The organism is Haloplanus sp. C73, from assembly GCF_051195115.1.
Classification (GTDB): domain Archaea; phylum Halobacteriota; class Halobacteria; order Halobacteriales; family Haloferacaceae; genus Haloplanus.
Genome location: NZ_JBNTJZ010000002.1, coordinates 74,237 through 100,284, shown reverse-complemented (window position 1 = coordinate 100,284; position 26,048 = coordinate 74,237). Strand labels below are relative to the sequence as shown.

General features: G+C 68.3%; 30 protein-coding genes and 1 other RNA gene. 24 read left to right on the top strand and 7 right to left on the bottom strand.

The features are described 5' to 3' along the window. Positions 1-20 precede the first annotated feature (20 nt). From ACQUSQ_RS04810 to ACQUSQ_RS04800, 3 genes are all read left to right on the top strand, one after another. The gene (locus ACQUSQ_RS04810) at positions 21-731 is read left to right on the top strand and encodes a DUF120 domain-containing protein (RefSeq protein WP_435067388.1); all 711 of its coding nucleotides are present in this window, start codon (positions 21-23) and stop codon (positions 729-731) included. Beyond that, positions 731-1,396 carry a 3,4-dihydroxy-2-butanone-4-phosphate synthase gene (gene ribB / locus ACQUSQ_RS04805; protein ID WP_435067386.1) on the top strand — a complete coding sequence of 222 codons (666 nt, stop codon included), beginning with the start codon at positions 731-733 and terminating at the stop codon, positions 1,394-1,396. Before ACQUSQ_RS04810 ends, ribB begins: the two co-directional genes overlap by 1 nt. A gap of 141 nt (positions 1,397-1,537) precedes the next feature. Further along, a complete protein-coding gene (locus ACQUSQ_RS04800; RefSeq protein WP_435067385.1) occupies positions 1,538-2,485 on the top strand; it encodes a branched-chain amino acid transaminase in 948 nt (315 codons plus the stop codon). Here ACQUSQ_RS04800 and ACQUSQ_RS04795 read toward each other — a convergent pair. Further along, a complete protein-coding gene (locus tag ACQUSQ_RS04795) occupies positions 2,482-3,090 on the bottom strand; it encodes a DUF502 domain-containing protein (RefSeq protein WP_435067384.1) in 609 nt (202 codons plus the stop codon). The two genes, ACQUSQ_RS04800 and ACQUSQ_RS04795, sit on opposite strands and share 4 nt — an antisense overlap. Before the next feature lie 89 nt (positions 3,091-3,179). Here ACQUSQ_RS04795 and ACQUSQ_RS04790 point away from each other — a divergent pair, with 89 nt between their 5' ends. From ACQUSQ_RS04790 to ACQUSQ_RS04775, 4 genes are all read left to right on the top strand, one after another. After that, the gene (locus tag ACQUSQ_RS04790) at positions 3,180-3,719 is read left to right on the top strand and encodes a CDP-2,3-bis-(O-geranylgeranyl)-sn-glycerol synthase (RefSeq protein ID WP_435067383.1); all 540 of its coding nucleotides are present in this window, start codon (positions 3,180-3,182) and stop codon (positions 3,717-3,719) included. A gap of 85 nt (positions 3,720-3,804) precedes the next feature. Further along, on the top strand, positions 3,805-4,326 hold the full coding sequence (pyrE, locus tag ACQUSQ_RS04785) for an orotate phosphoribosyltransferase (protein WP_435067382.1): 522 nt from the start codon (positions 3,805-3,807) through the stop codon (positions 4,324-4,326). Between the two features lie 60 nt (positions 4,327-4,386). Beyond that, positions 4,387-5,796 (top strand): NCS2 family permease, encoded by a 1,410-nt coding sequence (locus ACQUSQ_RS04780; RefSeq protein WP_435067381.1) that lies wholly within the window; start codon positions 4,387-4,389, stop codon positions 5,794-5,796. A 510-nt stretch (positions 5,797-6,306) separates the two neighbouring features. Then, complete coding sequence (locus tag ACQUSQ_RS04775) at positions 6,307-6,555, top strand: glutaredoxin family protein (RefSeq protein WP_435067380.1); 249 nt, start codon at positions 6,307-6,309, stop codon at positions 6,553-6,555. Here ACQUSQ_RS04775 and ACQUSQ_RS04770 read toward each other — a convergent pair. Then, on the bottom strand, positions 6,552-7,523 hold the full coding sequence (locus tag ACQUSQ_RS04770) for a transcriptional regulator (RefSeq protein ID WP_435067379.1): 972 nt from the start codon (positions 7,521-7,523) through the stop codon (positions 6,552-6,554). The genes ACQUSQ_RS04775 and ACQUSQ_RS04770 overlap by 4 nt on opposite strands. A gap of 117 nt (positions 7,524-7,640) precedes the next feature. On the opposite strand from ACQUSQ_RS04770, the gene ACQUSQ_RS04765 reads away from it, so the two are divergent. Beyond that, positions 7,641-8,900, top strand: coding sequence for a TiaS agmantine-binding domain-containing protein (locus ACQUSQ_RS04765; protein ID WP_435067378.1), 1,260 nt, complete (start codon positions 7,641-7,643; stop codon positions 8,898-8,900). A gap of 4 nt (positions 8,901-8,904) precedes the next feature. Here ACQUSQ_RS04765 and ACQUSQ_RS04760 read toward each other — a convergent pair whose 3' ends face one another. Both ACQUSQ_RS04760 and ACQUSQ_RS04755 read right to left on the bottom strand, forming a co-directional pair. Continuing rightward, positions 8,905-9,963, bottom strand: coding sequence for a pyridoxal-phosphate dependent enzyme (locus tag ACQUSQ_RS04760; RefSeq protein WP_435067722.1), 1,059 nt, complete (start codon positions 9,961-9,963; stop codon positions 8,905-8,907). Further along, positions 9,960-10,916 (bottom strand): succinylglutamate desuccinylase/aspartoacylase family protein, encoded by a 957-nt coding sequence (locus ACQUSQ_RS04755; RefSeq protein ID WP_435067377.1) that lies wholly within the window; start codon positions 10,914-10,916, stop codon positions 9,960-9,962. The genes ACQUSQ_RS04760 and ACQUSQ_RS04755 overlap by 4 nt, the downstream gene beginning before the upstream one ends. 155 nt (positions 10,917-11,071) lie before the next feature. Here ACQUSQ_RS04755 and ACQUSQ_RS04750 point away from each other — a divergent pair, with 155 nt between their 5' ends. After that, entirely contained in the window at positions 11,072-11,362 is a 291-nt protein-coding gene (locus ACQUSQ_RS04750; RefSeq protein WP_435067376.1) for a DUF7536 family protein, read from the top strand. Here ACQUSQ_RS04750 and ACQUSQ_RS04745 read toward each other — a convergent pair. Further along, positions 11,357-12,562, bottom strand: a complete 1,206-nt coding sequence (locus ACQUSQ_RS04745; protein WP_435067375.1) for a potassium channel family protein — start codon at positions 12,560-12,562, stop codon at positions 11,357-11,359. The genes ACQUSQ_RS04750 and ACQUSQ_RS04745 overlap by 6 nt on opposite strands. Before the next feature lie 86 nt (positions 12,563-12,648). Here ACQUSQ_RS04745 and ACQUSQ_RS04740 point away from each other — a divergent pair, with 86 nt between their 5' ends. Genes ACQUSQ_RS04740 through truD form a run of 4 tightly spaced genes read left to right on the top strand, consistent with a single transcriptional unit; the run spans position 12,649 to position 16,050 of the window. Continuing rightward, positions 12,649-13,140, top strand: coding sequence for a FlaD/FlaE family flagellar protein (locus tag ACQUSQ_RS04740; RefSeq protein ID WP_435067373.1), 492 nt, complete (start codon positions 12,649-12,651; stop codon positions 13,138-13,140). 48 nt (positions 13,141-13,188) lie between these two features. After that, positions 13,189-14,274, top strand: coding sequence for a hypothetical protein (locus tag ACQUSQ_RS04735; RefSeq protein ID WP_435067372.1), 1,086 nt, complete (start codon positions 13,189-13,191; stop codon positions 14,272-14,274). Positions 14,275-14,325: 51 nt separating this feature from the next. Next, entirely contained in the window at positions 14,326-14,664 is a 339-nt protein-coding gene (gene pth2, locus ACQUSQ_RS04730) for a peptidyl-tRNA hydrolase Pth2 (protein WP_435067371.1), read from the top strand. Between the two features lie 51 nt (positions 14,665-14,715). Continuing rightward, complete coding sequence (gene truD, locus ACQUSQ_RS04725) at positions 14,716-16,050, top strand: tRNA pseudouridine(13) synthase TruD (protein ID WP_435067370.1); 1,335 nt, start codon at positions 14,716-14,718, stop codon at positions 16,048-16,050. Here truD and ACQUSQ_RS04720 read toward each other — a convergent pair. Continuing rightward, a complete protein-coding gene (locus ACQUSQ_RS04720; RefSeq protein ID WP_435067369.1) occupies positions 16,047-17,339 on the bottom strand; it encodes a hypothetical protein in 1,293 nt (430 codons plus the stop codon). The genes truD and ACQUSQ_RS04720 overlap by 4 nt on opposite strands. 88 nt (positions 17,340-17,427) lie before the next feature. On the opposite strand from ACQUSQ_RS04720, the gene ACQUSQ_RS04715 reads away from it, so the two are divergent. The 10 genes from ACQUSQ_RS04715 to ACQUSQ_RS04670 are packed head-to-tail and all read left to right on the top strand — an operon-like array spanning position 17,428 to position 24,945. Next, positions 17,428-18,147 (top strand): DUF2103 domain-containing protein, encoded by a 720-nt coding sequence (locus ACQUSQ_RS04715; protein WP_435067368.1) that lies wholly within the window; start codon positions 17,428-17,430, stop codon positions 18,145-18,147. A gap of 51 nt (positions 18,148-18,198) precedes the next feature. Continuing rightward, positions 18,199-18,480: a 50S ribosomal protein L37ae gene (locus ACQUSQ_RS04710; RefSeq protein ID WP_435067367.1), complete on the top strand. Its 282-nt coding sequence runs from the start codon at positions 18,199-18,201 to the stop codon at positions 18,478-18,480. Between the two features lies 1 nt (position 18,481). Further along, complete coding sequence (locus ACQUSQ_RS04705; protein WP_435067366.1) at positions 18,482-18,616, top strand: DNA-directed RNA polymerase subunit P; 135 nt, start codon at positions 18,482-18,484, stop codon at positions 18,614-18,616. 4 nt (positions 18,617-18,620) lie between these two features. Next, complete coding sequence (locus ACQUSQ_RS04700) at positions 18,621-18,899, top strand: KEOPS complex subunit Pcc1 (RefSeq protein ID WP_435067365.1); 279 nt, start codon at positions 18,621-18,623, stop codon at positions 18,897-18,899. 51 nt (positions 18,900-18,950) lie between these two features. Then, positions 18,951-19,346 (top strand): prefoldin subunit beta, encoded by a 396-nt coding sequence (locus tag ACQUSQ_RS04695; protein ID WP_435067364.1) that lies wholly within the window; start codon positions 18,951-18,953, stop codon positions 19,344-19,346. Positions 19,347-19,350: 4 nt separating this feature from the next. Then, positions 19,351-19,605, top strand: a complete 255-nt coding sequence (locus ACQUSQ_RS04690; RefSeq protein WP_435067363.1) for a DUF3194 domain-containing protein — start codon at positions 19,351-19,353, stop codon at positions 19,603-19,605. 59 nt (positions 19,606-19,664) lie between these two features. After that, complete coding sequence (locus ACQUSQ_RS04685; protein WP_435067362.1) at positions 19,665-20,615, top strand: WD40/YVTN/BNR-like repeat-containing protein; 951 nt, start codon at positions 19,665-19,667, stop codon at positions 20,613-20,615. Positions 20,616-20,668: 53 nt separating this feature from the next. Then, positions 20,669-22,252 (top strand): Hvo_1808 family surface protein, encoded by a 1,584-nt coding sequence (locus tag ACQUSQ_RS04680; RefSeq protein WP_435067360.1) that lies wholly within the window; start codon positions 20,669-20,671, stop codon positions 22,250-22,252. Positions 22,253-22,294: 42 nt separating this feature from the next. After that, a complete protein-coding gene (locus ACQUSQ_RS04675) occupies positions 22,295-23,791 on the top strand; it encodes an Hvo_1808 family surface protein (protein WP_435067358.1) in 1,497 nt (498 codons plus the stop codon). Next, positions 23,791-24,945: a nicotinate phosphoribosyltransferase gene (locus ACQUSQ_RS04670; protein ID WP_435067357.1), complete on the top strand. Its 1,155-nt coding sequence runs from the start codon at positions 23,791-23,793 to the stop codon at positions 24,943-24,945. The genes ACQUSQ_RS04675 and ACQUSQ_RS04670 overlap by 1 nt, the downstream gene beginning before the upstream one ends. A 10-nt stretch (positions 24,946-24,955) precedes the next feature. Here the strand turns inward: ACQUSQ_RS04670 and ACQUSQ_RS04665 are convergent, their stop codons facing one another. Then, complete coding sequence (locus ACQUSQ_RS04665; RefSeq protein ID WP_435067356.1) at positions 24,956-25,558, bottom strand: TIGR00296 family protein; 603 nt, start codon at positions 25,556-25,558, stop codon at positions 24,956-24,958. Positions 25,559-25,680: 122 nt separating this feature from the next. Here ACQUSQ_RS04665 and rnpB point away from each other — a divergent pair. Then, an RNA gene (gene rnpB / locus ACQUSQ_RS04660) (RNase P RNA component) lies at positions 25,681-26,047 on the top strand. Position 26,048 lies beyond the last annotated feature (1 nt).

Below are 26,048 nucleotides of genomic sequence, written 5' to 3'. Positions count from 1 at the left end.
GGCGAGTCGCAAGTTCGGTCATGGCAGAGACCGCAGCGGCGTCGACGGTTGGTCCCAGCGAACTCGCCGCCTTGAAACAGGTCGCCCTGAGCGGCGGCCTCGACGGTCAGACGAAGCTCTCCTGTTCGGGGTTGGCCGATAGCCTCGACGCGTCGGCCCAGACGGCGTCGCGACGACTGCAACGACTCGACGACGCCGGCCTCGTCGACCGCGAGGTGCTGGCCGACGGCCAGCGCGTGACTATCAGCGACGCGGGCGAAGCCCGCCTCCGTCGCGAGTACGGCGACTACCGACAGCTGTTCGAATCGGACGCCTCGCTCGCGCTGACGGGAACGGTGACGAGCGGGATGGGCGAAGGGCGACACTACATCTCGCTGTCGGGGTACATGTCCCAGTTCCGTGACCGCCTCGGTTACGAGCCCTTCGCGGGGACGCTCAACGTCGAACTCACGCCCGAGAGCGTGCGGAGTCGCGCCGAAGTGGCCGCGCTGTCGGCGTCGGCGACTCGCATCGACGGCTGGGAGGACGGCGACCGGACTTTCGGCCCGGCGACGTGTTACGCCGCCCGCGTCGAAGCCGACGGCGACACCTACGACGGTGCCCACGTCATCGTCCCGGAGCGCACCCACCACGACGAGACACAACTGGAACTCATCGCGCCCGTCAAACTGCGCGAAGTGCTCGACCTGTCGGACGGCGACCGACTCACGATTCATCTCGGTGAGGCGTGATGCGGGGGGAATCCGCTAGCGCGCTGGCGCGCGCGACGGCGGCTTTCGCGGCGGGCGAACCCGTCCTCGTCCACGACGCCGACGACCGGGAGGGTGAGACGGACCTCCTCTACCCGGCGAGTGCGGTCACGCCCGAGGCAGTCGCGCGGCTTCGCAACGACGGTGGCGGCCTCATCTTCGTCGCGCTGACCGACGCCGTGGCCGAGCGCTTCGAGTTGCCCTTCCGCCACGAGACGGTCGACCACCCGGCGAACGACCACAGCGACCTCGGGTACGACGCCAGACCCTCGTTCTCGCTGACGGTCAACCACCGCGACGGGTTCACCGGCGTCACCGACGACGACCGGGCACGAACCATCAGCCGGCTGGGCGAGCTGAGCGACGACGCGACGGCCGGCGTTGAGGCCTTCGCGGCTGAGTTCCGAACGCCGGGCCACGTCCACCTCCTGCGCGCCTCGCCCGGCCTCCTCGCCGAGCGCCGGGGACACACGGAACTGGGGCTGGCGCTGGCTCGCGAAGCCGGCGTCGAACCCGCCGTCGCGGGCTGTGAGATGCTCGACGACGAGACGGGCGGCGCGCTCTCGACCGCCGACGCACGGGCGTACGCCCGCGAACACGACCTCGCGTTCGTCGAGGGCGCGGCGCTCGTCGACGCGCTGGCGTAAGTCGAACCCGCAAGCGACACGGGCACGGAAACTGTTAAGACTGGATTGGGCCAACGGGTACACAACCCATGTCGCTCGAGACGACGACTTCTACCGACGCGACCCAGACGAGTAGCGGCCGAGAGACGGGAGGGCGCTGAGATGAGCTTCGACGAGATGCGGGAGGCGGGCGACGTCGACACCATCTGGCTGGACGGCGAGTTCGTCGACTGGGACGACGCCCAGATTCACGTCCTCACCCACGGCCTCCACTACGGCACCGGCATCTTCGAGGGGGTCCGCTGTTACGACACCGAGGAAGGGCCCGCCATCTTCCGGTGGGAGGAGCATCTCGACCGATTTTACGCCTCCGGCAAGCCGTACAACCTCGACATTCCGTTCGACCGCGAGGAACTGACCGAGGCGGCGAAGGAACTCATCCGCCGGCAGGAACTCCACTCGTGTTACATCCGCCCGGTCGCCTACTACGGCTACGATATGCTCGGATTGAACCCCGAGAGCTGTCCGGAGCAGGTGGCTATCGCCGCGTGGCCGTGGGGCGCGTATCTCGGCGAGGACGCCTTGGAGAACGGCGTCGAAGTCACCGTCTCCTCGTGGCGGAAGTACGCCTCCTCACAGATTCCGACCAACGCGAAGACGACCGGCCCCTACGTCAACAGCGTGCTCGCGAGTCTCGAAGCCAAACGCGAGGGCTACGTTGAGGCGCTGCTCCTGAACGAGGAGGGCAACGTCGCCGAGGGGCCGGGCGAGAACCTGTTTCTCGTCCGCGACGACGAGATTTACACCCCCGGCCTCGCCGAGGGTATCCTCGACGGCATCACCCGTAACACCGTGATTACGCTCGCGCGCGAACTGGGTTACACCGTCCACGACGACGCGACCATCAGCCGAGGCGAACTCAACAGTGCCGACGAACTGTTCTTCTCCGGCACCGCCGCGGAAGTGACGCCGATTCGGAAAGTCGACAACGTCGTCGTCGGCGAGGGGACGCGTGGCCCGGTCACCGAGGACATCCAGCAGGCCTTCTTCGACCTCGTGGAGCGCCGAACGGACGACCACGACGACTGGTTCGAGTACGTCGAGGTTTAGTCCTCTGCGGACGCCTCGTCGCCCTCCGGCGGCGTCTCGACGGCGATATCGATGCGGTCCTCTTCTTCCGCGAAGCCGGCGCTGAGGATGCGGGTCAGCGCCTCCTCGACGCTCTCGCCCGTCTCCTCTATCTTCTCGGGTTCGACTTCGATGACGAACCCGGTGGTGATGTTCGGCGCGGTGGGCATGAACAGCACCACCTTCCCATCCGAGGTTGTCTGGCCCGTCTTGAACGCCGTCATCCGGACGCCGGGCCACGTCTCCAGTCGAACCGGTTTCTGGAGGTCTTCCGTCCCCGTTAGCGCCGTCTCGACGGCGAGTTTCGAGGCGTTGTAGAGGACCCGAACGAGCGGCACGCGGTTCATGGCGCTGTCGAGGCCCGTCTCGAAGAGTCGCCCGGCCGTCGTCCGCATCAGATACCCAACCGAAAGCACCAGCATGGCAAAGACGACGACGGCGACGGGGACGCCGTACTCGGGCGGAAGGGTTCGCACGATGGGGAGATCAGCAATCTGGGAGTACAGCCAGTTGAGGACGAACAGGATGACGAGAATCGGCACGAGGACGACCAGTCCGCTGGCCACGTCGCGTCTCCACGAGGACATTATCGACTCGTGGAGCGGAGGGGTCTTCAGCGTGTTCCACCCGCGCCGGACCCGTCCCTCTTAACACCCCGCGGCCACCAACGCGAGGTATGCTCGCACTCGTCGCCGGCGCGCTCTGGGCGATGTTGCCGGCGTACGTCCCGAACAACGTGGCGGTCCTCGCGGGCGGCGGGCGCCCCATCGACGGCGGCCGCCACTTCGCCGGGCGACGGCTCCTCGGCGACGGCAAGACGTGGCGCGGGACGGCCTTCGGCACCCTCGGCGGCCTCGCGCTGGCGAGTCTGCTCAACCTTCTTCAGCCGGCCGCGACGGGACTGCTCGGCGCCGACCTGCCCACCTTCCCGCCGCTGGCCGCACTTGGCCTCGCGCTTGGCGCCATGCTCGGCGATATCGGCGCCTCCCTGCTCAAACGACGCCTCGGCCGCCAGCGCGGCGCCGCCGTCCCCGGCCTCGACCAACTCGACTTCGTCATCGGGGCGCTCGCGCTCGTCGCACTGCTGGCCCCCGCGTGGACGCTGGCGACGTTCTCGCTCGAACGGCTCGTCGTCATCGTCGTCGCGACGCCGCTGCTTCACGTGGCGACGAACGCCGGGGCGTACCTGCTGGGGCTGAAATCGGAGCCGTGGTAAGCGGCTCTCGACGGCATCCCCGATTTCGGCGATTTACAGATGTGAATCGCCCCGTTTATGTCTGTTCGGGGCGCCGAACACGCCAATGACGAATCAGGAACTCATCGCGGCGCTCCGGGACGCGGAGGCCGTCAAGTTCGGCGAGTTCGAACTGTCCCACGGTGGCACGAGCGACTACTACATCGACAAGTATCTGTTCGAGACGGACCCCCGCTGTCTCTCGCTCATCGCCGACGCGTTCGCGGAGCGGGTGGGCGACGAGACGCTGGCGGGCGTCGCGCTCGGTGCGGTACCGCTGGTGGCGGTCACGAGCGCCGAAACCGGCCGCCCCTACGTCATCGCCCGCAAGCAGGCCAAGGAGTACGGCACGGGCAACCGCATCGAGGGTCGCTTGTCCGAGGGTGACCACGTGGTCGTACTGGAGGACATCGCGACGACGGGCCAGAGCGCGCTCGACGCCGTCGAAGCGCTCCGCGAGGCGGGCGCCGTCGTCGACCGCGTCATCGTCGTCGTCGACCGGGACGAGGGAGCGAGCGAACTGCTGGCCGAACACGACATCGAACTCGAAGCACTGTTGACCGCGAGCGACCTGCTGGCCGACCGCTAACGTCTCGCCGAGTGAGCATGCCAACTGTTAAGTCTCGAATGGCGGATACGCTCACGCATAATGGCGCTGCGTGACTCGCTGGCGAACTACTTCGGCTTCGAGGAGCACGGCACGACACTCCAGACGGAAGTGCTCGCGGGCATCACCACCTTCCTGACGATGTCGTACATCGTCGTGGTGAACCCGAGCATCCTCGCGGACAACCCCGAGATACCCATTCAGGACGGCATCAGCGTGCCGGGCTACTCCTACCCGGAGGTGGTGTCGATGCTCGCCGTCGTGACCATCATCGCGGCGGCGACGGCGACGCTGATAATGGCGCTGTACGCGAATCGCCCGTTCGCGCAGGCGCCGGGCCTCGGTCTCAACGCCTTCTTCGCGTTCACCGTCGTCGGCTCACTCGGCATCTCGTGGCAGACGGCGCTCGCCGCCGTCGTCGTCGAGGGTATCGTCTTCATCATCCTCACCGCCGTCGGCGCCCGCGAGTACGTCATCCGGGTGTTCCCGGAACCGGTCAAGTTCGCCGTCGGCACCGGTATCGGCCTCTTTCTCGCCATCATCGGCTTGCAGGCGATGGGCATCGTCGTCGACGACCCCGAGACGCTGGTCCAACTCGGCGGCGTCGCCTCCGACCCCGTCGCCATCGTCTCCGTCGTCGGCCTCCTCTTTACGTTCGCGCTCTACGCCCGCGGCATCCGCGGGTCGGTCGTCGTCGGCATCGTCGCGACGACGCTGCTCGGCTGGGGTGTCGCCACCGCGGGCCTCGTGAGCGGTGAAGCCGCCGACGCCCTCGTCGCCGGCGGCGCTAGCACCACCTACGACATCACGCCCCTCGCCGGCGCCTTCATCTCCGGCCTCGCCGACATCGAGGCGTTCACCTTCGCGCTCGTCGTCTTCACGTTCTTCTTCGTCGACTTCTTCGACACCGCGGGGACGCTCACCGGCGTCGCACAGATTGCGGGCTTTCTCGACGACGAGGGCAACCTGCCCGACATCGACAAGCCGCTGATGGCCGACGCCGTCGGCACCACCATCGGCGGGATGCTCGGCACGTCGACGGTCACGACGTACGTCGAGTCGGCGTCGGGCGTCGAGGAAGGCGGTCGAACGGGCATGACCGCGCTCGTCGTCGCGCTCCTCTTTCTCGCGTCGCTGGCCGTCGTCCCCCTCGCGGCCGCCATCCCCCTCTACGCCTCCCACATCGCGCTCGTCGTCATCGGCGTCGTGATGCTCAGCAACGTCGTCGACATCGCGTGGGACGACCTCTCCTACGCCATCCCGGCGGGCATGACCATCCTCGTCATGCCGCTCACCTACTCCATCGCGACGGGGATTGCGGCGGGCATCATCACCTTCCCAATCGTGAAGGCCGCCCGCGGCGAGTGGAGCGACGTCCGCCCCGGCCACTGGGTGCTCGCGGGTGCGTTCGTGCTCTACTACGTGGTGCGGACGAACACGCTCGCGGCGTAGCCACGGACTGTCGACTCGGCCACACACGGCACTGTTCAGATAAGCGGATGAATTTGGACCACCTCGAAAGCCCCGGCCCGCTGGAGTCGGGGGGCTCGTTGCGCGCGCTCGCTTCGCTCGCGTGCTTACGTCGCCCGCCTTCCTCCAGCGGGCTGCCCCTTTCAGTCCCGCCCGGCGGCAGCCGGTCGGCCAGCCGACGCGGGTGGGACTGAAAGGGGCCAGCGTCTCGGCGTACCCGGACGTTCACGAGGGCGAAGCTCTCGTGAGCCAACCAGAACGCTTTGCGTTCTGGTGACGACGCAAGCACCGCAACGTAGTGAGGAGCGTGGTTCGAGAGAGCGAAGCTCTCTCGTCATCACGAAAGAGCGGAATGCGCTCTTTCGAACGACAGCGAGTCCCGGGAGCCGAGACGCTGGGGGCTTTCGAGGTGTCTTCAGTTCGAGCGCGCTAATCTGAACACTATCGCCGCACACACCCACCGGGCTCAAGTTCTCGGAGCCACTACGACCAGTGATGACACTCGAACTCTACGAACTCCCCGGCTGTCCCTACTGCGCGAAAGTGAAGACGAAACTCGACGAACTCGGACTCGACTACGTGTCCCACGAGGTGCCGCGGTCACACTCCGAGCGGACCGAAGTCGAAGAAGTGAGCGGGCAGACGGGCGTGCCCGTACTGGTCGACACCGAACACGACGTCGAGGGGATGCCCGAGAGCGACGACATCGTCGAGTATCTGGAGACGACCTACGGCAACTAGCTCTCCGCGGGCGCCCGAGCGCGTTCGAGGATGAGGTCGCGAAGGTCGTCGGCGTCGCGAAGCGCCGCGAGTTCACCCTGACTCACGAGGGCGGTGCCCTCTATCGAGTCGCGTTTCTCTCGCTCCTCGGTAACGTACACCGACCGAGTCTGGGTCACTTCGCCGAGCGAAGACATGATGCGGGCTCGCTTCTCCGCGCTCCGCGTAAAGGCCGAATGTCCCGTGAGCAGGTTCTCTATCTCTCTGTCGCCGTCCTCGCTGACGGCGGTGAAGGGTGCGCGCGTCGTCGGGTGGACGGTGAAGCCGACGCGGGCGAGGACCGAGAGGACGTGGTCCTCGTCGGGGTCGACCGCCGGGTCCTGTGGCGTCGGCTCCGCGTCCCGCACCTCGTCGGCGCCCTCCATAACGTCGACGGGGTCGCTGAACGGCTGGTCGAACAGCTCTTCCAACTGTATCGCCACCTCGATGCTGGCGTTCATGCCGTCCTCGTACTTCGAGACGGTGCGGCGCGAGACGCCGAGTTCGGTCGCCAGCCGACCCAGACTCCAGCCGCGCTCCTCGCGCTCGTCGGAGAGCAGGTCGCCGTCGATGTTGACGTAGAGGCCGCCGGGCGCCGCGTAGATGAGCGGCGAGACGTTCTCGATGAACAGGTCGTACGCCGTGTCGGGGTTGATTGCGGGAATGCCGTGGCGGAAATACACCACCTCGGGTTTCAGCTCCTCGTCGCGGGTTCGCAGACCGATGACCAGCGGCGTCGCCGACAGATACGAACCGAGACGGCGCATCTCGACGCCCGTCTCGCCGTCGAGACTGTCGACGTTGGCGAGAATCTTCACCAACAGCAGGTCGTCGCCGCGCCGCGCCGCCAAGTCGAAGCTCTTCGGGCGAATCGAACACCGGTCGCTCACCGCGAATCCCGCGTCTTGGAGCATCGCAGTGATGTTTCCGACCAGTGCGGACCGTGACATAGTGGAAAATAGGTGGTTCGCGTCATATATAGGTTGTGTCGGGCACCCGGCCGGCGTCAGGCGATTGGCAGTATCGACGCGAAACCGCTTTCACCGCACGACGCCCTACCGACACCCGTGACACTCGTCGGCCTCGACGACACCGACTCCCGAACCGAAGGGATGTGTACGACGTACGTCGCCGCCCGCGTCGCGGACGCACTCGAAGCCGCGGGCGGGCACGTCGAACGCCGCCTGCTGATTCGACTCAACCCCGCCGTCGAGTACAAGACCAGAGGCAACGCCGCGCTCTGTCTCGAAACCGACCTCGACCCGGACCGGGCGTTCGAACTGGCGACGGCCACCGTCGACGAACTCGCCGTCGTCGACGACCCGCGGACGGAGCCGGGCGTCGTCGTCGCGGACGCGGTCGCGGCCGACGTGCCCGATACCGTCGCCGACTTCGCCCGCCGGGCGCTCCGCGAGCGCCTGCGCGTCGCCGATGCGGTGGCCCTGCTGGAGCGACTGGAGTACCGCCACGAGGGCGGCCGCGGACGCATCGGCGCCCTCGCCGCACTCGGCGCACATCGCGCCTTCGACGACTGGACGTACGAACACATCGCGTACCGCGACCTGTCGCGCTGCGGGACGCCGCGCGAGATAGACGGCGAGAGCGTCCACGCGGCGGCCGAAGATGCGTATCCCGAAGCATGGGACACCGTCGACCGGGTCGAGGACGAACTCGTCTGCGTGCCCGCCGCGCCCGGCCCGATTCTCTACGGAATCCGCGGCGACGACCCCGAGACGGTCCGGTCGGCCGCCGCCGCTATCGAGAGCGAACCCGTTACCGAGGCGGTCACGTATCGGACGAATCAGGGGACTGACGCCCATCTCCGCGACGGAACAATCGAATCCGTCCGCGACGGGCGAGCGTACCGCGTCGACGGCGTCGTGTCCGACGCCCCCGAGACGCGGGCGGGCGGGCACGTCCATCTGACTATCGCGGACGGCGACGCGCGTCTCCCCTGCGTGGCGTTCGAACCCACGAAGCGATTCCGGGACCGGGTTCGGGGACTTCGAGTCGGCGACGACGTGACGGTCTGTGGCGAGGTGAGCGACGGGACCCTCAAACTCGAGAAGTTCGCCCTCCGCGACCCCGTGACGACCGAATCGGTCGTCCCGACCTGCCCCGACTGCGACCGGTCGATGAAAAGCGCCGGCCGGAATCAGGGGTATCGGTGCCGGGATTGCGGCACGACGGCGCCCGGCCGGGTAGAGCGACCACTCGACCGCCAGCTAGAGTCGGGGTGGTACGAGGTGCCGCCCTGTGCGCGCCGACACGTCGCCAAACCCCTCGTTCGGGGCGGGTTCGACGCGCCGACACACCCCGAGCGGTGACGCGCTACTTCCCGCGCCCGGTGAGCGGCACGACCACGCTGTCCCCGTCGATTGTCCCTCGCTCGCGGTAGCGACGGAGGCCGGCGACGGCGGCGGCGGCCGTCGGTTCCACATCGAACCCAAGCCGCCCGAGTCGCTCGTGTGCCTCGCGGACGCCCTCGGTCGACACCGCGATGGCGTCGCCGTCGGTGGCCGCGATGGCGTCGATGACACTCTCGCGACGGACCGGTTCCCGAACCTGAATGCCGTCGGCGAGGTCGTTCGTCTCCGACCCCGTGTCGCCCGCGATGGGGGCGTAGCCCGCGGCCTGCACCGCGAGCAGTCGGGGCATCGTGTCGGTCCAGCCCGCCTCGACGAGCGCCCGGAACCCCCGGTATGCGCCGAGGAGGAGCGTCCCGTGGCCGAGGGGGAGGACGAGGGCGTCGGGCACGGACCAATCGCGCTGGGCGGCGAGTTCGAGGCCGAACGTGGCGGTGCCGACGAAGAAGGCAGGGTTCCAAGCGTGGCTGGCGTACCAACCGCGGCCGTCTGCGACGGCCTCGCGACAGGCGTCGGCGACGGCTTCGCGACTGCCCGACACCGAGACGACGGTGGCGCCCGTGGCCTCGATGGCGCGCCGTTTCGCCGCCGTGACCGATTCGGGGACGAAAATCTCGGCGTCGAGACCCGCGCGGGCGGCGTAGGTAGCGATGGCCGTCCCGGCGTTGCCCGAGGAGTCTTCGATGACCCGGTCGACGCCGCGTTCGACTGCGCGCGAGACGACGGTCGCTGCGCCGCGGTCCTTGAAACTCCCCGTCGGGGAGACGTACTCCAGTTTGAGCGTGGCGTCGAGGTGGGGTTCCTCGATTAGCGGCGTGAACCCCTCGCCGAGCGAGACGTGAGCGGCGACGGGTGAGAAGTCGTCGAACGCCGCGACGCCCCGCCGCGAGTCGAAGGCGGAGAAATCGGGCGCCGGGCCGTCGGGGCGCGGGGGGGAGGCGAATTCGAGGGGATGGCCACACGTACACCGCCACCGGTCGTCGTAGGTGCGGTCACAGGCCGGGCAGACGAGCGTCGACATCAGTACGCGTCGACGTTTTTCCCGACAGAGCAGACGTACTCACCGGTCGCGACCTGCGGGAGGCGTCGGCTCCGCCAGAAGATGCCGTTGTTGTCGGCGGTGACGCGGGCCTTCAGGTTGCCGAAGACGTCGGTCACTTCGAACAGCGTCTCGTCGGCGGTCACGCGGTCACCGAGGTTGGGTTCGAAGGTGACGAGGCCGCCGACGGGCGAGCCGTACTGGTCGAAGGCCTTCGCGCGCGTCTGGGCCTCGATTTCGGGGTCGCCGTCGAGGAAGCCGTAGCCGTAGAGCACGTTGAACACGCCGCGAACGCCTTTCTCGATGCTGGATTCGTCCCACCCGACCGCGCCGCCGAGTTCGGGGTCGACCGCGGGCACGCCGTCCGAGGGGGCGACGCGCGCGAGTTGGCCGTCCGGTCCCTTCTGGTCGAGGATGTAGCCACAGCCGAAAGTCTTCGCGAGTTCGAGACACTCCGAGTGGAGGCGGTGGCGGCGCCCACACCGGACACGCACCTCGTCTATCATCCGACTGGTCGACCCCTGATGGAGGTCGAGAACGAGGTCGGCCTGCCGAGCGACGTCGTAGGTGGCGGCGGCGATGCGCTCGCTCGACGTGCCAGTCTCGTCGCCGGGGTAGGCCCGGTTCATCTTCGTGTCGTCGATGGGGTTGCGGTGTTCGGCCACCTGAAACGCGTGGTAGTTGACGATGCCGACGAGCACAATCGTGCCCGCGAGTTCCTCGGGGTCGATTTGCGGGACGACTCGCTGGACGACGCCGACGCCGTTGAGTTCGTCGCCGTCACTGGCCGCCTGAATGTACAGGGTCTGGCCGTCCTCAGCGCCCTCGATGACGGCGACGGGAAGTCCGAATGAACTGCCGTCGCGGGTCTCACCCACCTCGAGACGGCCCGTATCGACCGTCCCGGGAGACGCGTCTGCGCTGCCCACCGAAGTCATTGTTCGACCCACGAACTCATCCCCTTTGAGCGATTCGATACCCGTCGTCCACGACGCCCGCCTGCGCGGCGGTAACATGGCTGTGTCGGAAACAGCGACACGACCGTGTCGGAAACAGCGACGGGGCTTTGAGCCTCGCCGTCCAACCGGCGAGCGTGAGCGACGACATCCCGGACCGACCGCCCGCGACGGGGCTCCGCGACGCCCTCCGCGTCCGCCGCAACGCGACGGTGGGCGTCGCCGCCGGCCTCGCCCTCGCGGCCCTCGCCTATCTCGTTCGCGTGTTCGAACTCGCGGGGCCGGTCGCCAGCACACAGCGCTACCCGGTCGTCGGTCCCGAAGGCTGGTTCGTCGTCCTCGGGTTCGTCCTCGCGTCGGCGACGGCGCTACTCGTGACGGCGGTGTTGACGCTCGTGACGGCCTATCGCCGCACGCGAGAGCTATGAGTCGAAGGCGTCCTCGGCGTCGGCCAAGTCGGCGAGTCGGCTCGCCCCCGAGCGGGTTCCCTTCGCGATGAGTACGTCGTCGCCGTGGACCGTCGTCGTCGGGCCGGGCGAGATGACCCACTCGCCGTCGCCGCGGCGGATGGCGATGACGCGCATCCCCGTCTCGGTTTTGACCTGCAGGTCGCCGAGCGAGGCGTCGGCGAGGCGGCTGTCCGGCCCGACGGTGATGCGGACGATGACCTCGTCAGACTCCTCGACGGCGGCGGCGACGACGGGGTGGGTGTCGAGGCCGCGGAGGACGCCCTCGCTGATTTCGAGGGCGGCGTCGCTGATGACCTCCGTCGCGCTCGCCAGATGCACCAGTCCGCGGAGCGAGATGGGGTCTTCGACGCGGACGGCGGCGCGCAACACCCACGCCTCGAAGCGGGATTTGAGGGCATCCACCTCGGCTTCGAGTTCCGCGACTTCCTCGGCGACGCCCTCGCTGTCGAAGAGGACGGAGCCGTAGGCCAAATCGACAGCGAGTTCGCTCATATTCTTCATCAGGACGATCGAGTCGACGGCGCGGTCCAAGTCGTCGATGGTGGATTCGACCGGTTCGGGCGGGTCGTAGCTGTCGCCCGTGATGGTTTCGTACACCGACGACAGCGCCGTCTCGGTGCCGCGAAGCAAGAGGACGTCGTCGGCTTCGAGCGTGGTGTTGCGGTCGGGGTTGACGACCCACTCGCCCGACCGTCGAATGGCGATGACGCGCACCCCCGTCTCGGTTTCGAGGTTGAGCGCGCCGAGCGTCTGGCCGGCGAAGTCGCTACCGGGGACGACCTGTCCCCTGACGACGGTTTCGACGGCCTCGGGAATCGCCGTCCGCATCGCCTCGGGGACGCCGATGTCTTCGAGGACGACTTTGGCGATGTCGCCCGCGGCGTCGCTTATCTTCTCGGCGGCACCGACGACGCCGAGGACGGGCGCGAGTCCCTCCGCGTCCTCGGGGCTTCGGGCGGCCATCAGGAGGCTCATCCGCGCCTGCAACTGCAGGACGTCCATCCGCTCTTCGAGTTCCAGCACCTCCATCGCTACCTCGTCGCTACCGTGCAGGACCGCGGAGTACGAGAGGTCGATGAGTAGCTCCGCCGTGTCTTTCATCTCCGCGAGGACCGCTTTCACGCTGACTGGCTCGTACTCCACGTCCCCAGGGTCCATACCCCAACACGTGCCGCCGGGGCGTAAAAAGCCACCCGCCGCTCGGGAAGCTTTAATTCGGGGGCGTCCGTAGATAGCCCCGTTCGATGGCCATCGACCCGCGGAACTACGACGTTGCGGAGCTCCGGACGACGGGCGCCGGTGAGCCGCTGGCCCGTCGCGAGGCGGGGATGGCCGACGGGGAGAGCGAGACAGCCGAGGAGAGCGACTCGGAGCGTGGCGCGGCGACCACTGCGTTCCGCGAGTCGGTGACGCGTGACCTCGCGGTGATGGAGCAGGGGGCGGAGGACCTGACCCGCCCGTATCTGACCGCGCTACCCGGCTCGCTCGTCGCCGAAGCCCTCGTCTTCGAGTGGCTGGAGTTTCTCGTGTTGCAGGCGGGCGAGGAGTCGGTGGCCGACGCGCTCGCGTTCTACGAACGCGTCGGGTGGCTCGGTAGCGACGCCGCCGACGCCCTCGACGACTATCTGTGGGGCATCAACGAACCGCAGGCCAACGAGGCGAACGAACTCGACCCGGACGACCACCGGGTGAGCCTCCACTACGTCGCTCGGCTGGCGGCTGTTTCCCGCGACTGAGAATCACGGGCGTGATTATTTACCACGTCCGTGTGTAGCGCGGTTCGTATGAGTGAAGACGACGAGGACGCAGAGAGTGAGACGACCGCCGACGACACCACGAGCGACGAACCGACGCCCATCGGCGTCAAACTCGGAAGCACCCGGACGGTACTCGCCATCCCCGACGGCGACGGGTTGCGGACGGTCAAGACCCTGACCTGCCTCGCGACGTACGAAGACGCCATCACCGGCGAGGAGAAGGTACTCTACGGCGAGGAGGCGGCACGGGAGTACCCCGACCGGGTGCAGTACACGCTCCGCTCGGGACTACCGGAGGACGAGGACCGCGCCGAACTGACGGCGACGTTCTTCGAGTCGGTCATCGAGGCCAACGACGTCCCCGAGGACAGCGCCGTTGTCTACGCAATTCCCACAATCGATAACGAGGAGGGGCTGGCGAATCTCGAATCCGTCATCGAGGGGAGTTCGATTGGGCAGGCGCTCATCCGAAGCTATCCGGAGTCGCTGTGTGGCGCGGTGCCCGCCCTCGGCGACGATTTGGAGGCCGTCGACGACATCTTCGTGACGGTCAACCTCGGCTCGACCAACCTCGAAGCCGCGGCGTATCGCCGGGGCGAGCAACTCGCCCCCTTCACGACGGGCGCGGTCACCGGCAACGAAGTCGACCGCATGATAGCCAACTACGTCGAGGAGGAGACGCAGGGCCGGGTGAACATCGACACGACGACGGCTCGGGAGTACAAAGAGACACACGCCGACTTCGAGAGCTTCGAGCCGTTCACGGACATCATCCAGCAGCCGGGCGGCGGCTCCCACGAGTTCACCATCGAGCGAAGCGTCATGGACGCCGTCGACGAGTACGTCGACGACGCCGTCGAAGAGATAGCCAACGCCTTCCTGCCCGAACTCGCCAACGACCACATCAAGGTGTACCAGTTGGCGCTGGACCAACCAATCGTCCTCACGGGCGGGATGACCTGCATCCCGGGCATCGTCGAGGAGTTCGAGGAGCGCCTGAGCGAGTCGCTCCAGCGCGACGTCTCGGCCGTCGCACCCGACGACCCGTCGCTGTCGGCGGCGGTGGGCGCCCAGCGCATCGCCCAGCGACTCGTTGACGCCGACGCGTACTGAGCGGCCGCGTCGGACCGACGACGCTTTGTCTCGCGCGCGGGAGCAAGGAGTATGAAACAGGCCATCGTCGCGCGGACCGACCTCGGGATGGGACGGGGAAAGCTCGCCGCACAGGTCGCACACGCGTCGCTGTCTGCGTACGAGGACGCCGACGAGCGCACGCGGCGGGCGTGGAAAGGCGACGGACAGAAGAAAGTCGTGCTGAAGGGCAGCGGCGAGTCCGAACTGTTCGAGTTGGCCGACGCGGCGGAGCGGGCGGGCCTCCCGAACGCCATCATCCGCGACGCGGGCCACACCCAGTTAGAGCCGGGGACCGTGACGGCGCTCGCCGTCGGACCGGGCGACGAAGAGGAAATCGACCGGGTTACGGGCGACCTCTCGCTGTACTGAACGCGCTTTCGACAGACTCACCCGACGGCGACGCGAAGCGTTCGGAACCACATGCGCGAGGCCCACGCACTCGAACGGCAGGTCGGCATCGACCACTACGTGAGCGACGGTCCCGGCGTCGGCGGGCGCCTCCGGGCCGACCCTGCCGACTTCCGGGTTCGCGAACTCGAAATCCTCGACCCCGAACCGCTCGACGCCGATGTGGGCTCGTACCCCGTCCTGCTCGTCCGGGCGACGCTCACCGGCTGGGACACCAACGACTTCGCGGGCGCGCTCTCGGACGCGATGGGCATCAGCCGCGAGCGGGTGTCGTGGGCGGGCACCAAAGACAAGCGCGCGGTCACGACGCAACTGTTCTCGATTCGAGACGCCGAGGCGGCTGACCTGCCCGACCTCTCAGGGGTCAACATCGAACCCGTCGGCCGACTGGGGCGTGACCTCGAATTCGGTGACCTCGCGGGCAACGCCTTCGAGATTCGGATTAGCGACCCGGAGCGTCCCGAAGCCGTCGAGGACGTGACGGCCGACCTCCGGGCGTTCGGCAACGGCTCGGTCGCCGTCCCGAACGTCTTCGGCCACCAGCGCTTCGGCAGTCAACGTCCCGTCACTCACGAGGTGGGGCTGTGTGTCGTCCGGGAGGAGTGGCGCGAGGCCGTCCTCGCCTACGCCGGCAACCCGGCGGAAACGGAGCCGGAGCGAACACAGGAGGCGCGAGAGACGGTCGACGCGGTGGCGGCGAGCGCCGACCCCGACTGGCAAGCGGCGCTCGACGCGATGCCGGGACATCTCGGCTACGAGCGGTCGATGCTACACACGCTGGTCGAAAACGGCGGGAGCGACCCCGAGGACTTCCGGGCGGCGCTGGAGACGGTGCCGTGGAACCTCCAGCGGCTGTTCGTCAACGCGGCGCAGTCCTACGCGTTCAACCAAATACTCTCGGAGCGCCTGCGTCGCGGCCTGCCCTTCGACCGGCCCGTCGCCGGCGACGTGGTATGTTTTTCGGACGCCGACGCGCCCGAGGGCCTGTCGCTCCCGGACACCGACCGCCTCCAGCGGGTCGACGAGGGACGTGTCGACGTCGTGACCCGTCACTGCGAGCGGGGTCGGGCGTTCGTCACCGCGCCGCTCGTCGGGACGGAAACCGAACTCGCCGACGGCGAACCCGGCGAGATAGAGCGCGACGTGCTCGCCGACCTCGGCCTCTCGCCCGACGATTTCGACCTGCCGGGGAACTTCGACTCCTCGGGGACGCGGCGGGCGATTCTCGTCGAGGCGAACCTGACCGTCGAGCGCGACCCGCTGACGCTCTCGTTCTCGCTCCCGCGGGGGTCGTACGCGACGGCGGTCCTCCGAGAGTATCTGAAGGTCGACCCCCGAAATCTCTAGTCCGGGCCGGGAAGCCCGTAGCCGAGGAGGAAAAACGGGATGCCGACGACGACGCCGGCGAGAGCGCCGAGGACGGCGAGGATGACGCCGAGGAAGTAGAGCGTCCCGCCCTGTGAGGCGATGGAGAACGTCGTCGCGAGGACGACGAGGAGGGCGCCGACGGCGACCGCCAGCCCGCGGCGAAGCGACGTGTGCGCGGCGGTGTAGCCCGCGAGCGTCGCGGCGTAGACGGGAAGCGGCAAGACCAGCGTGGCGACGCTCGCGCCGTCAGAGTCGGCGAGGAGGAGTCCGACGGCCACAGCGAGCGCAAACGCGACGGCGACGAGGCCAGCGAGGCGCCGCTCCGAGAGTTGGTCGCGGACGGCGGGCAGGGAGAGGGAGGCACCGAGAGCGACGGCGCCGACGCCGCCGGCGAGCAGGTTCGGTTCCGACCCCGCGACGACGCTACCGGCGTAGAGCGGGTGCGCGAGAGCGAGGAGGCCGACGGCGACGACGGCGAGGGCGCGGCGGTCGGGCGTGGTCGTGGCATCGGCGTCGAAGGCGCGAGCGCCCCACGCGAGGGCCGCCAAACCGCCAGCGAACACCGCTCCGGGCACGACGAGGAAGAAGAGGACGTTGCGCCCGACGATGGGGACGAGCGGGAGCGCAATCGCGACCAGACTCCAGAGCGGCGCGAGCGCGGCGTCGGCGGGGACGAGCGTCACGAACGGCCCGTCACCGCGAGCGTCGAAGTCCGTGACCGTCATTCGGCGCGAGGACACGTCGGCGCCGGGGAGGGCGTGGCCGACGACCATCCCCTGCGGCGCGACGAGCGTGAGGCGGTCGGCGCCGAGGCCGGAGCGGACGAGACGGCCGTCGTCGTCGCGGAAGTAGTCGACGCGGAGGACGCCGCCGGGCGCGTCGGTCGCCACGTCGGGGGTGCGGTAGCGCATCCGGACGGTATCGCCCGAGACGCTCGTCGAGCGGAGGCGGCCGTCGTGGACGGCGATGGCGTCGCGAGCGACCGAGCGCCGGAGCGAGTCGTTGCGCGCGAACGTCGCCGCCGCGGTGTCGTTCAGTCGGTTCTCGACGGTCCACGTCGCGGAGCCGTTGCGGTGGACGCGCATCGTGGCGGTGCTGTGCTCGATTTCGACGTCCATTCCGTGGCCGTGGGCCGCGGACGTGAAGCCGCGGTCACAGGGCGAACAGACGGGGACGGGCCGCGGACTCGCCGTCGCGGGGACCGCAACGCCGAGAAGCGTGCCGACGAGGGCCGCGGCGACGAGGACGCGGGCGGAGCGGGGGACCATGGTCGTGACGTGTGTTGGCGTGCCAATGTGTTTTGTGTCGCGTTCGGTCGAAGGACGGACTTATCCGACACGACCGCCTGTCACGGGCATGGAATGTGGGCGGTGCGGGTCCCCGTTAGACCGACCGGGCGACTACTGTCTGGTCTGTCGAACGGCCAACTGCGATACGGTCGTTCTCGACGTGGACGTCGACCGCGCGACGCTGACGATGCTCGACGAGGACGACGAGGTGGGCGAGACGACGATAACGACGCGGCCGGAGGAGGAAGGGGAAGCACGGGTCATCGAGCGCCGGAACTTCGCGGGGCTGATTGCCGACGAAATCCGGCGCAAGCGCCCGGACGTGGTGTTTGCGGCGGGCGACCGCGAGACCATCCGCGCGGTCCGGGCGGAGACGCATTACGAATTTTATCGTGTCGCCGGCGACGACCCGGTGGCGACGGTGCTGGAGCGACGGGGTGAGCGGGCGCTGGAGGTGGTGGAGACGCCGCCGAAGGAGAAACTCGGCGGACGACACACGACGCTCATCGGCAAACGAGCGGGGCGTCGAGCCATCTCGACGGTGGCCGAACACCCGCACGTGAAGAAAATCGTCCCCGGCCCCATCGACGCCGGGGGGAAGGGGTCGCAGTCGGGACTGCGGGCGAAGGTGACGCGCGCGGACGACAACGGAAACGTTCGGCTCCTGCTTCGCGACGGGTCGAGCGTGCAGGAAAACCGCATCGTCACGACGGCGATGAACCGCGAGACGGGCGAGCGCGTCCGCGACGACCTGAACGACGCGCTCGCGGCGGCAGACCTGCAGTGAGAGCCGAAACTCGCAGGGTTTATCCGTTCGCTACCGGTATGAAGCGGTACTATGGCCGAGAACAAGGCACGCAGCACTGGGAGCGCGGGCCGATTCGGCGCGCGATACGGGCGTGTCGCCCGCCGGCGCGTCAAGGAAATCGAAGGCGAGATGCAGAACGCGACGCTCGACGGTGACAGTGTCACCCGAATCGGGACGGGCGTGTGGAAAAACGAGGAGACGGGCGAAGTGTTCACGGGCGGGGCGTACCGCCCCGAGACGCCCGGTGGTCGCACCGTCAAGCGGTCGATTCGGGCGGCGCTCGCAACCGACGAAGAAGACGACGACGAATAACATGAGCTACAAGTGTTCCCGGTGCAAGCGCGACGTCGAACTCGACGAGTACGGCGGCGTGCGCTGTCCGTACTGCGGTCATCGGGTGCTCCTCAAGGAGCGCGCGCCGACCGTCAAGGAAGTCAACGTCAAGTAGTCTCGTGGCCCAGTCGTCCACCGACGACACGCCACACACCCTCTCTCTGCAGTTCGAGTACGACACCGAGCGCCGCGCTCGCTGTATCGCCCGGAGCGTCCGGGTCGAAGTCGGCGAGATAGCCGACGCCCGGTCGACGGCCACGGTTTCGCGCGACGCGCGGACCGTCGAGGTGCGCATCGAGGCGGCGGACCTCGTGGCTCTCCGGGCGGGGACGAACACGTGGAGTCGACTGCTCGACGTCGCGGAGCGAGTCAGCGAGGCGGCGACGCGGGCCGAGTGACATCGAGCGGGAATACGGGGCTTTTTCACTCCGGGACCCAAGGTTCAGCGCATGCAAGGGAATCTGCCGCCGGAGGCTCAGGAGAAGCTCGAAGAACTGCAGGACCTACAGGAGACGGCACAGCAGGTCGCCGCCCAGAAGGAGCAGGCCGAGACGACGCTCAACGAGTCGAAGACGGCGCTCGAAGCCCTCGAAGACATCGACGAGGACACCGAGATGTACCGAGAGGTCGGCGAACTCCTCGTGTCGACGGAGTACGACGAGGCCTACGACGACTTGGAGGAGAAAGTCGACAGTCTCGAAGTCCGCGTCAACCAGCTGAGCAAGCAGGAAGAGCGCGTCCGCGACCAGTTCGAGTCGCTGCAGGAAGAACTGCAGCAGATGCTGCAGGGCGGCGCTGGCGGCGGCGGCCCGCCGATGGGTCCGGGCGGCGCCGGCGGCGCGTAAGGCCGTGCCCGACGACGAAACCGTCGTGCAGACGGCCGCGGAGGCTGCCGAGGGTCTGGTGTTCTCGCGATACCGGCAATCGGACGTCCGCGACCTCGACGTGACGGTGACGTTCGAAGATGGCGTCCTCGATGTCGACGTCTATCTGAACGCCCCGGCGGACGAGGCGGACCCCGAGGCGGTGGCCGACGAGGCCGCACGCGCGGCACGGGATGCCGTCGACGACCTGTTCGACGCCGCGGACGACGACGCGGCGTAACGGTCCGCCACCTAACTTTTACCGCTCCACCGGAAACCCTCGCGTGGAGTGTTCGAACAATGCGTGACACGACGCGCCGGACGTTTCTCTGGAGCACCGCAACGACCGCCGCGCTGGCAAGTGTGCCGACACTCGGCGCCGCAGACAGCGTCTGGCTGAACGCGGAGGCACCGGTCGAAGTGACGCTGCACGACGTAGCGACGACGACCGGCGACGCGTACACCGTCGGCAACGGCGGATTTATCCTCGAACGCGGCGAGGACCTGTGGGGTATCGCCGCCAGTGGCGGCCCGACGGGGAACGGGAACGACCTCTACGCCGCCGACGTGACCGACGACGGGGAGCGCCTCTGGGTCGTCGGCGCCAGCGGCGCTATCGGCGAGTACGACGTCGAGAGTCGCAGCCTCGTCGACCACTCGGCACCCAACGACGTGACGAACAACTTCAACGACGTGGCCGTGACGGGCGAGGCCGGCGAAGCCAACGTCTACGTCGCCGGCGACTCTGGCTCGATTTACTACAGCTTCGAGAACGGGGCGTCGGAGACGTGGGACTCGGTGACGCCGGGGAGCGGGTCGAACCTCAACGCCATCGACTTCTACGGCCCCCGGTCGGGGTACGTCGTCGACGGGAACACCACCGTCTTCACCACCACCGACGGGTCGACGTGGGAAGCCGTCGGCATCGAGGACGCCAACAACGACTTCTACGGCGTCGACGCCGACGGGGCGGACGAGGTGACCATCGTCGGCGGGAACGGGACGGTGTACCGTCGCGCGGATGCGGCGTGGGTTCGGTCCGACACCGGCGACACGTCCCTGCAGGACGTGGAAGTGACGGGCGAGTCGGGGGTGGCCGTCGGCGGCGGCGGAGCGGTGTTCCGTCGCGACGCCGAGGGCTGGACCCAAGAGGCCACACCGACCGGTTCGAACCTGACGGCCGTCGTCGACAGCGAGGGCCTCGAAGTCGCCGTCGGCGCCGGCGGAACCATCCTCGAACGGTCGGGGTGACGACACGTCCGCCGGCGGGCAAGGTACTTCCGTAGTGCATCCTAACGGGGGGTATGCGACAGCGGGTATCCGTCGGTCTCGCGGTACTGATAGTGTTGGCGTCGGTCGCTCCGGCGGCGCTCGCCGGGGGCGCGTCGGCAGCCGTCGACGACGGGGATACGGTCCAGCAGCAGGCCGACCCCGACACCGATACCATCGGCTGGGAGGGTGGCTACTGGCACAACGAATCAATCGACATCAACCAGTCCGACGGCCTCTCCGACACGGAGATGGACGCGCTCGTCAGCCGGGGGATGGCCCGCGTCGAGTATCTCCGCGGAGCGGAGTTCGAATCTGACGTCCCCGTCGAGGTAATCTCGCGCGAGGAGTTCCAGAGCCGGCAGTCGGGGAACGCGACGAGTAACGCGTCGTACGACGCGTGGAACAGTCAGGTGTGGGAGGCGCTGTTCGTCGTCGGCGAGAGCGACGGCGCGAACGACGCCATCCAGTCGGCAACGGGACAGTCGACGGCGGGCTTCTATGCCCCCGGCGACGACCGCATCCGCATCATCACGGACTCGCCGGACAGCCCGACCATCGACAACGCGACGCTGATTCACGAACTCGTCCACGCCCTGCAGGACCAGCGCGGCAACCTCGGCGAGCGGATTTCGAGCGCCGAGACACAGGACGCTGACCTCGCGACTGACGGCGTCGTCGAAGGCGAGGCCAACTACATCGAACAGCAGTACACGCAACGCTGTGGCGTCGAGTGGGAGTGTGCCGAGGCGCCGAGTTCGGGCGGCGGGAGCGGGACGCAGGCCCCCCCGAACCTCGGCATCCTCCTGACGCTGCTGCATCCCTACTCTGACGGGCCGGTGTACATCGACTGGCTCCGAGAACAGGGTGGCTGGGACGCCGTCGACGCGGCGTTCGAAGACCCGCCCACTTCGACGGAGCAGATTATCCATCTGACCGACGAGGAACCGGTCCCCATCGAGTACGAGGACCGCGCCCGCGGCGGGTGGGAGACGTATCCCAATCAGGGTGTGAACGGCTCCGACACGGTGGGCGAGGCGTCGATGTACGTGATGTTCTGGTATCAGGCACGCACCGAGCGAGCCCAGACCATCTCGCCGCGGTCGGTGGGACAGACCACCAGCCCGTTCGATACGTACAACTACGACTCGGAGCCATCGGCTGGCTGGGGGAACGACCGCCTGTACCCGTATCACGAGGGGACGGGTGAGGACGCCCGCCACGGCTACGTCTGGGTGACCGAGTGGGACAGCGAACAGGACGCCGCGCAGTTCCACAACACCTACCGCGCCATCCTCAACGCTCACGACGCCACCTCCGAGGGCGCGAACACGTACGTCATCGAGTCGGGCGAGTTCGCGGACGCCTTCCGCATCGACCGACAGGGAACCCGCGTCACCATCGTCAACGGACCGACGACGGACGCCCTCGCCGACATCCGGCCACGGACACAGAGCGACACGGATGGCGGAAGCGACAGCATGAACTCGACCACCGAGAGTGAGGCGACCGAGACGGGGTCGACGGGACTCGAAGCGCCCGGGTTCGGCGCGCTGACGGCTCTCGTCGCGGTGCTGGCCACTATCGCGCTGGCGGTGGCGGTGCGGCGCCGCGCCTAAACCGACGGCACCCTTTTGCCGCCGCGACGCCGACGCGGGGGTATGCACGTGCGGACCGTCCTGCTCGCGATACTGGTCGTCCTCGCCGGTTGTGGCGAGGCGATGCCGGGGACGGAGGCGACGCCGACTTCGGACGCGACGCCGACTTCGAACACGACAGCGACGGCGACGCCGAACGCCACTCCGACAGCGACAACCACCGCGACGCCGACGGCCACGCCACACCCCAACTTCGACGACCCGACGACGGACCGGCTGGGTTGGGAGAACGGCTACTGGTACGACGAGTCGCTCTCGGTGAACGCGAGTAACGGCCTGAACGAGAGCGAGCGAACCGCCGTCGTCGCGCGGACGATGGCCCGCGTCGAACGGCTTCGGGGGCTGGAGTTCGAGTCGACGGTGCCGGTGGCCGTCGTCGACCGCGAGACCTATCTCGCCGAGGAGAACGTCACGGCGACGGCGTGGGACGAACAGGTGTGGGAGGCGCTGCTGCTGGTGGGCGAGAACCAGTCGGTCGAATCCGTCTTCGAATTGCTGTACGGCGCGTCGGTACAGGGGTCGTACGTGCCGAACGAGGAGCGCATCGTTCTCGTGAGCGAGACGCGACAGCCGACGATAGACCGCCAGACGCTCGCCCACGAACTCGTCCACGCCCTGCAGGACCAGCACCTCGGGTTCGACCGGGGGAACCGGACGCGGGACGCCCGCCTCGGCTACCGAGGACTGGTCGAGGGCGACGCGGGCTACGTCGAAGACCTGTACGAGACGCGGTGTGAAGGGCCGTGGTCGTGTCTCCCCCGCCCCGAGAGCGGGGCCGGCGGAAGCCTCGACGACAACATGGGCGTCTACGTCGCCGCCTACCACCCCTACTCCGACGGCCCGGCCTTCGTCCACCACCTCCGAGAGCGCGGCGGGTGGGACGCGGTGAACGACGCGTACGCCGACCCGCCGACGAGTTCGACACAGATTATCCACCCCGAGCGGTATCCGGACTGGTCGCCGGCGACGGTCCGAATCCCAGACCGGTCGAGCGACAGCTGGGACCGGTTCGACCGGTCGCCGCCGGGAACCACCGTCGGCGAGGCGTCGCTGTTCGCCACGGTGTGGGCCAACGGCGGGACCGACGTCTTCCACCTCCAGCGCCCGACCCGCCCGCACCGCGCCTACAACTACACCCACGACGTGACGACGGGGTGGGCGGGCGACCGCCTCGTCCCCTATCGGAACGAGACGGGGGCGACGGGCTACGTCCTCCGCATCGAGTGGGCGACGACGGGCGACGCGGCGGCCTTCGCCATCGCGTACCGTGACCTGCTCCGAACGCGCCGGGGTGCGGAGCGCCGGGGAGAGAACGTCCTCGTCGTCCCCGCCGGCCCCTACGCCGACGCGTTCCGGGTCGAGCAGTCGGGGACGACGGTCACCATCGTCAACGCGCCGACGGTGGCGGCGCTCGACTCGGTACACGATGAAGACGAATCCTCTTCGACGGCGGCTATCGAACGAACGGATTTTTCACGAACGGGACCGAAGTCGGCCTAATGCCACCGTTCGACATCGTCGGCCCCGACGCTATCCGGGACGGGACGGCGACCGACGCGTACTTCTCGCGGACGGAGACGACGCTCCGACACGCCGACCGGAATCCGACCGTCGTCGCGGAAGTGACGGCGGACCAGTTCCCCGACGGCGACTTCGAACTGCTCGCAGGCGTGAAAGACGCCGCGGCACTGCTCGCGGAGACGAGCGTCGACGTCGACGCAATGCGTGAGGGACAGTTGTTCGACGGCGGCCCGGTCCTCCGCATCGAGGGGCCGTATCTGGAGTTCGCCCGCTTCGAAACGTCGCTCCTCGGCTTCCTCTCGCACGCGAGCGGGATGGCGACGGCGGCGCTGGAGGCGCGCCGGGCCGCGCCGGATTCGGCCGTCCTCTCCTTCGGCGCGCGCCACGTCCATCCCTCGATTGCGGCGACCGTCGAACGGAGCGCGCTCCTCGCCGGCTTCGACGGCTTCTCCCACGTCGCGGCGGGCGAGGTGCTCGGCCGAGAGGCGGCGGGGACGATGCCCCACGCCCTTCTCATCTGTTTCGGTCGCGGGAAGCAGGAACTGGCGTGGCGGGCGTTCGACGAGGCGGTCGACCCGTCGGTGTCGCGGGTGGCGCTGTGTGATACCTACAGCGACGAGGTGGACGAAGTGTTGCGCGCCGTCGAGACGCTGGGCGACGACCTCGACAGCGTCCGCATCGACACCACGGGGTCGCGGCGGGGCGACCTCAAACACATCGTCCGCGAGGTGCAGTGGGAACTCGACGCGCGCGGCCACGACGACATTGACGTGTTCGTGAGCGGCGGACTCGGCCCCGCGGAACTGCGTCACCTGCGGGACGTGGCGGACGGCTTCGGCGTCGGCGGCCACGTCTCGAACGCCGACCCGGTCGATTTCGCGCTCGACATCGTGGAAGTCGACGGGGAGCCAGCGGCCAAGCGCGGCAAACTCTCGGGGACGAAACAGGCGTATCGGACGCCGGACGGCGAGCACCACGTCGGCCTCGCGAGTCGCGAGGGGCCGGAGGGAGGCGACCCGCTTCTCGAACCGCTGATTCGGGACGGCGAGGTGGTGCGAGAGTTCGACCTCGACGCGGCGGCACGGCGGGCGCTGGCCGACGCCGAGGCTGTCGGGTTCGGGTCGGACGCGTAGGGGGCGCGAGTTACAGCTGTTCGACGCTGCCGCCGTCGGCGCGCTCGCGGAAGACCTGCCCTTCGAACAGCGTTATCATGGTGTCTTCGTCCTGCCACGCCAGCGGCGCGAGACTGGCCTTGCGGCAGGCGTGAGTGAGGAACTGCTCCTCGTTCCAGTCGTTCTCGACGGGAAGCGTGGGGTACATCCAGGCGTGTTGGCCGTTGGCGTCGATGGCGATACCGTGTTTGCCGAGGTCGATATCGGACAGCGGGTCGTTGGTGAGGACGTGATTGCCGACGACACAGATGGAGATGTTGAGGCTCTCCAGTTCCGGAGGTTCGATTTCGGAGCCACAGGAGTCGCCGGAGGCGGCGGTGATGGCCGCGTCGACGATGGCGTGGCCGAGTTGGTCGGAGCCACGATAGGCGCCGGCACAGCCGCGAAGCCGGCCACGGCCACGCGTGGACGTGATACGGACGAACGCGCCCGTTCGGGCGTAGAACGCGTCGCGCATGCTCCCCGGTTGTTCGCGCTGTCCCTGAAGCACGTACGCCTCGACGGCTTCGCGAGCCAGTTCGACCGCTCGGGCTCCGTCCTCGTAAGAAAGATGTACCGTCTGCGCCTCGGACATATCTGTATCTCACTCCGAACGGACTTTAAGGCTTGCTTTCCGAGGGGGACGACCGTGATGAATTCTCGCCGACGAGTCGGCCGACCGAACGGCTTATTCGGCGCTCCGGCGTACGATGTGGTGGCAGAGAGAGCTCGGCTCCCGTGCCTACCGGCATCGCCGCGGGCATGAGGAAAGTCCCCCCACCGTCCGGACGGGTGACCGGGCGCAAGCCCGGAGTCGGAGACGGCTGGCTCTGGAACAGAAACGAGACCACTCGGCCCGACCGATGAGGTGTGCGACCCCGAGCGCAAGTGAGGGAAGTTAACCCACCGAGGGACGCGAGATGCCACGCATCTCGATGGCGGGACATCGTCCCGTGACGGCCGAGAACGGATGGAACGGCGAATCTTCACCGGTGCAAGTCCGCCTCGTCAAGGTAGTCCGGACGCGGAGGTGGACGCTCAGCCGAATGCCGAGAGAACAGAAGGGGGCTTACTCCTCTCAGCCG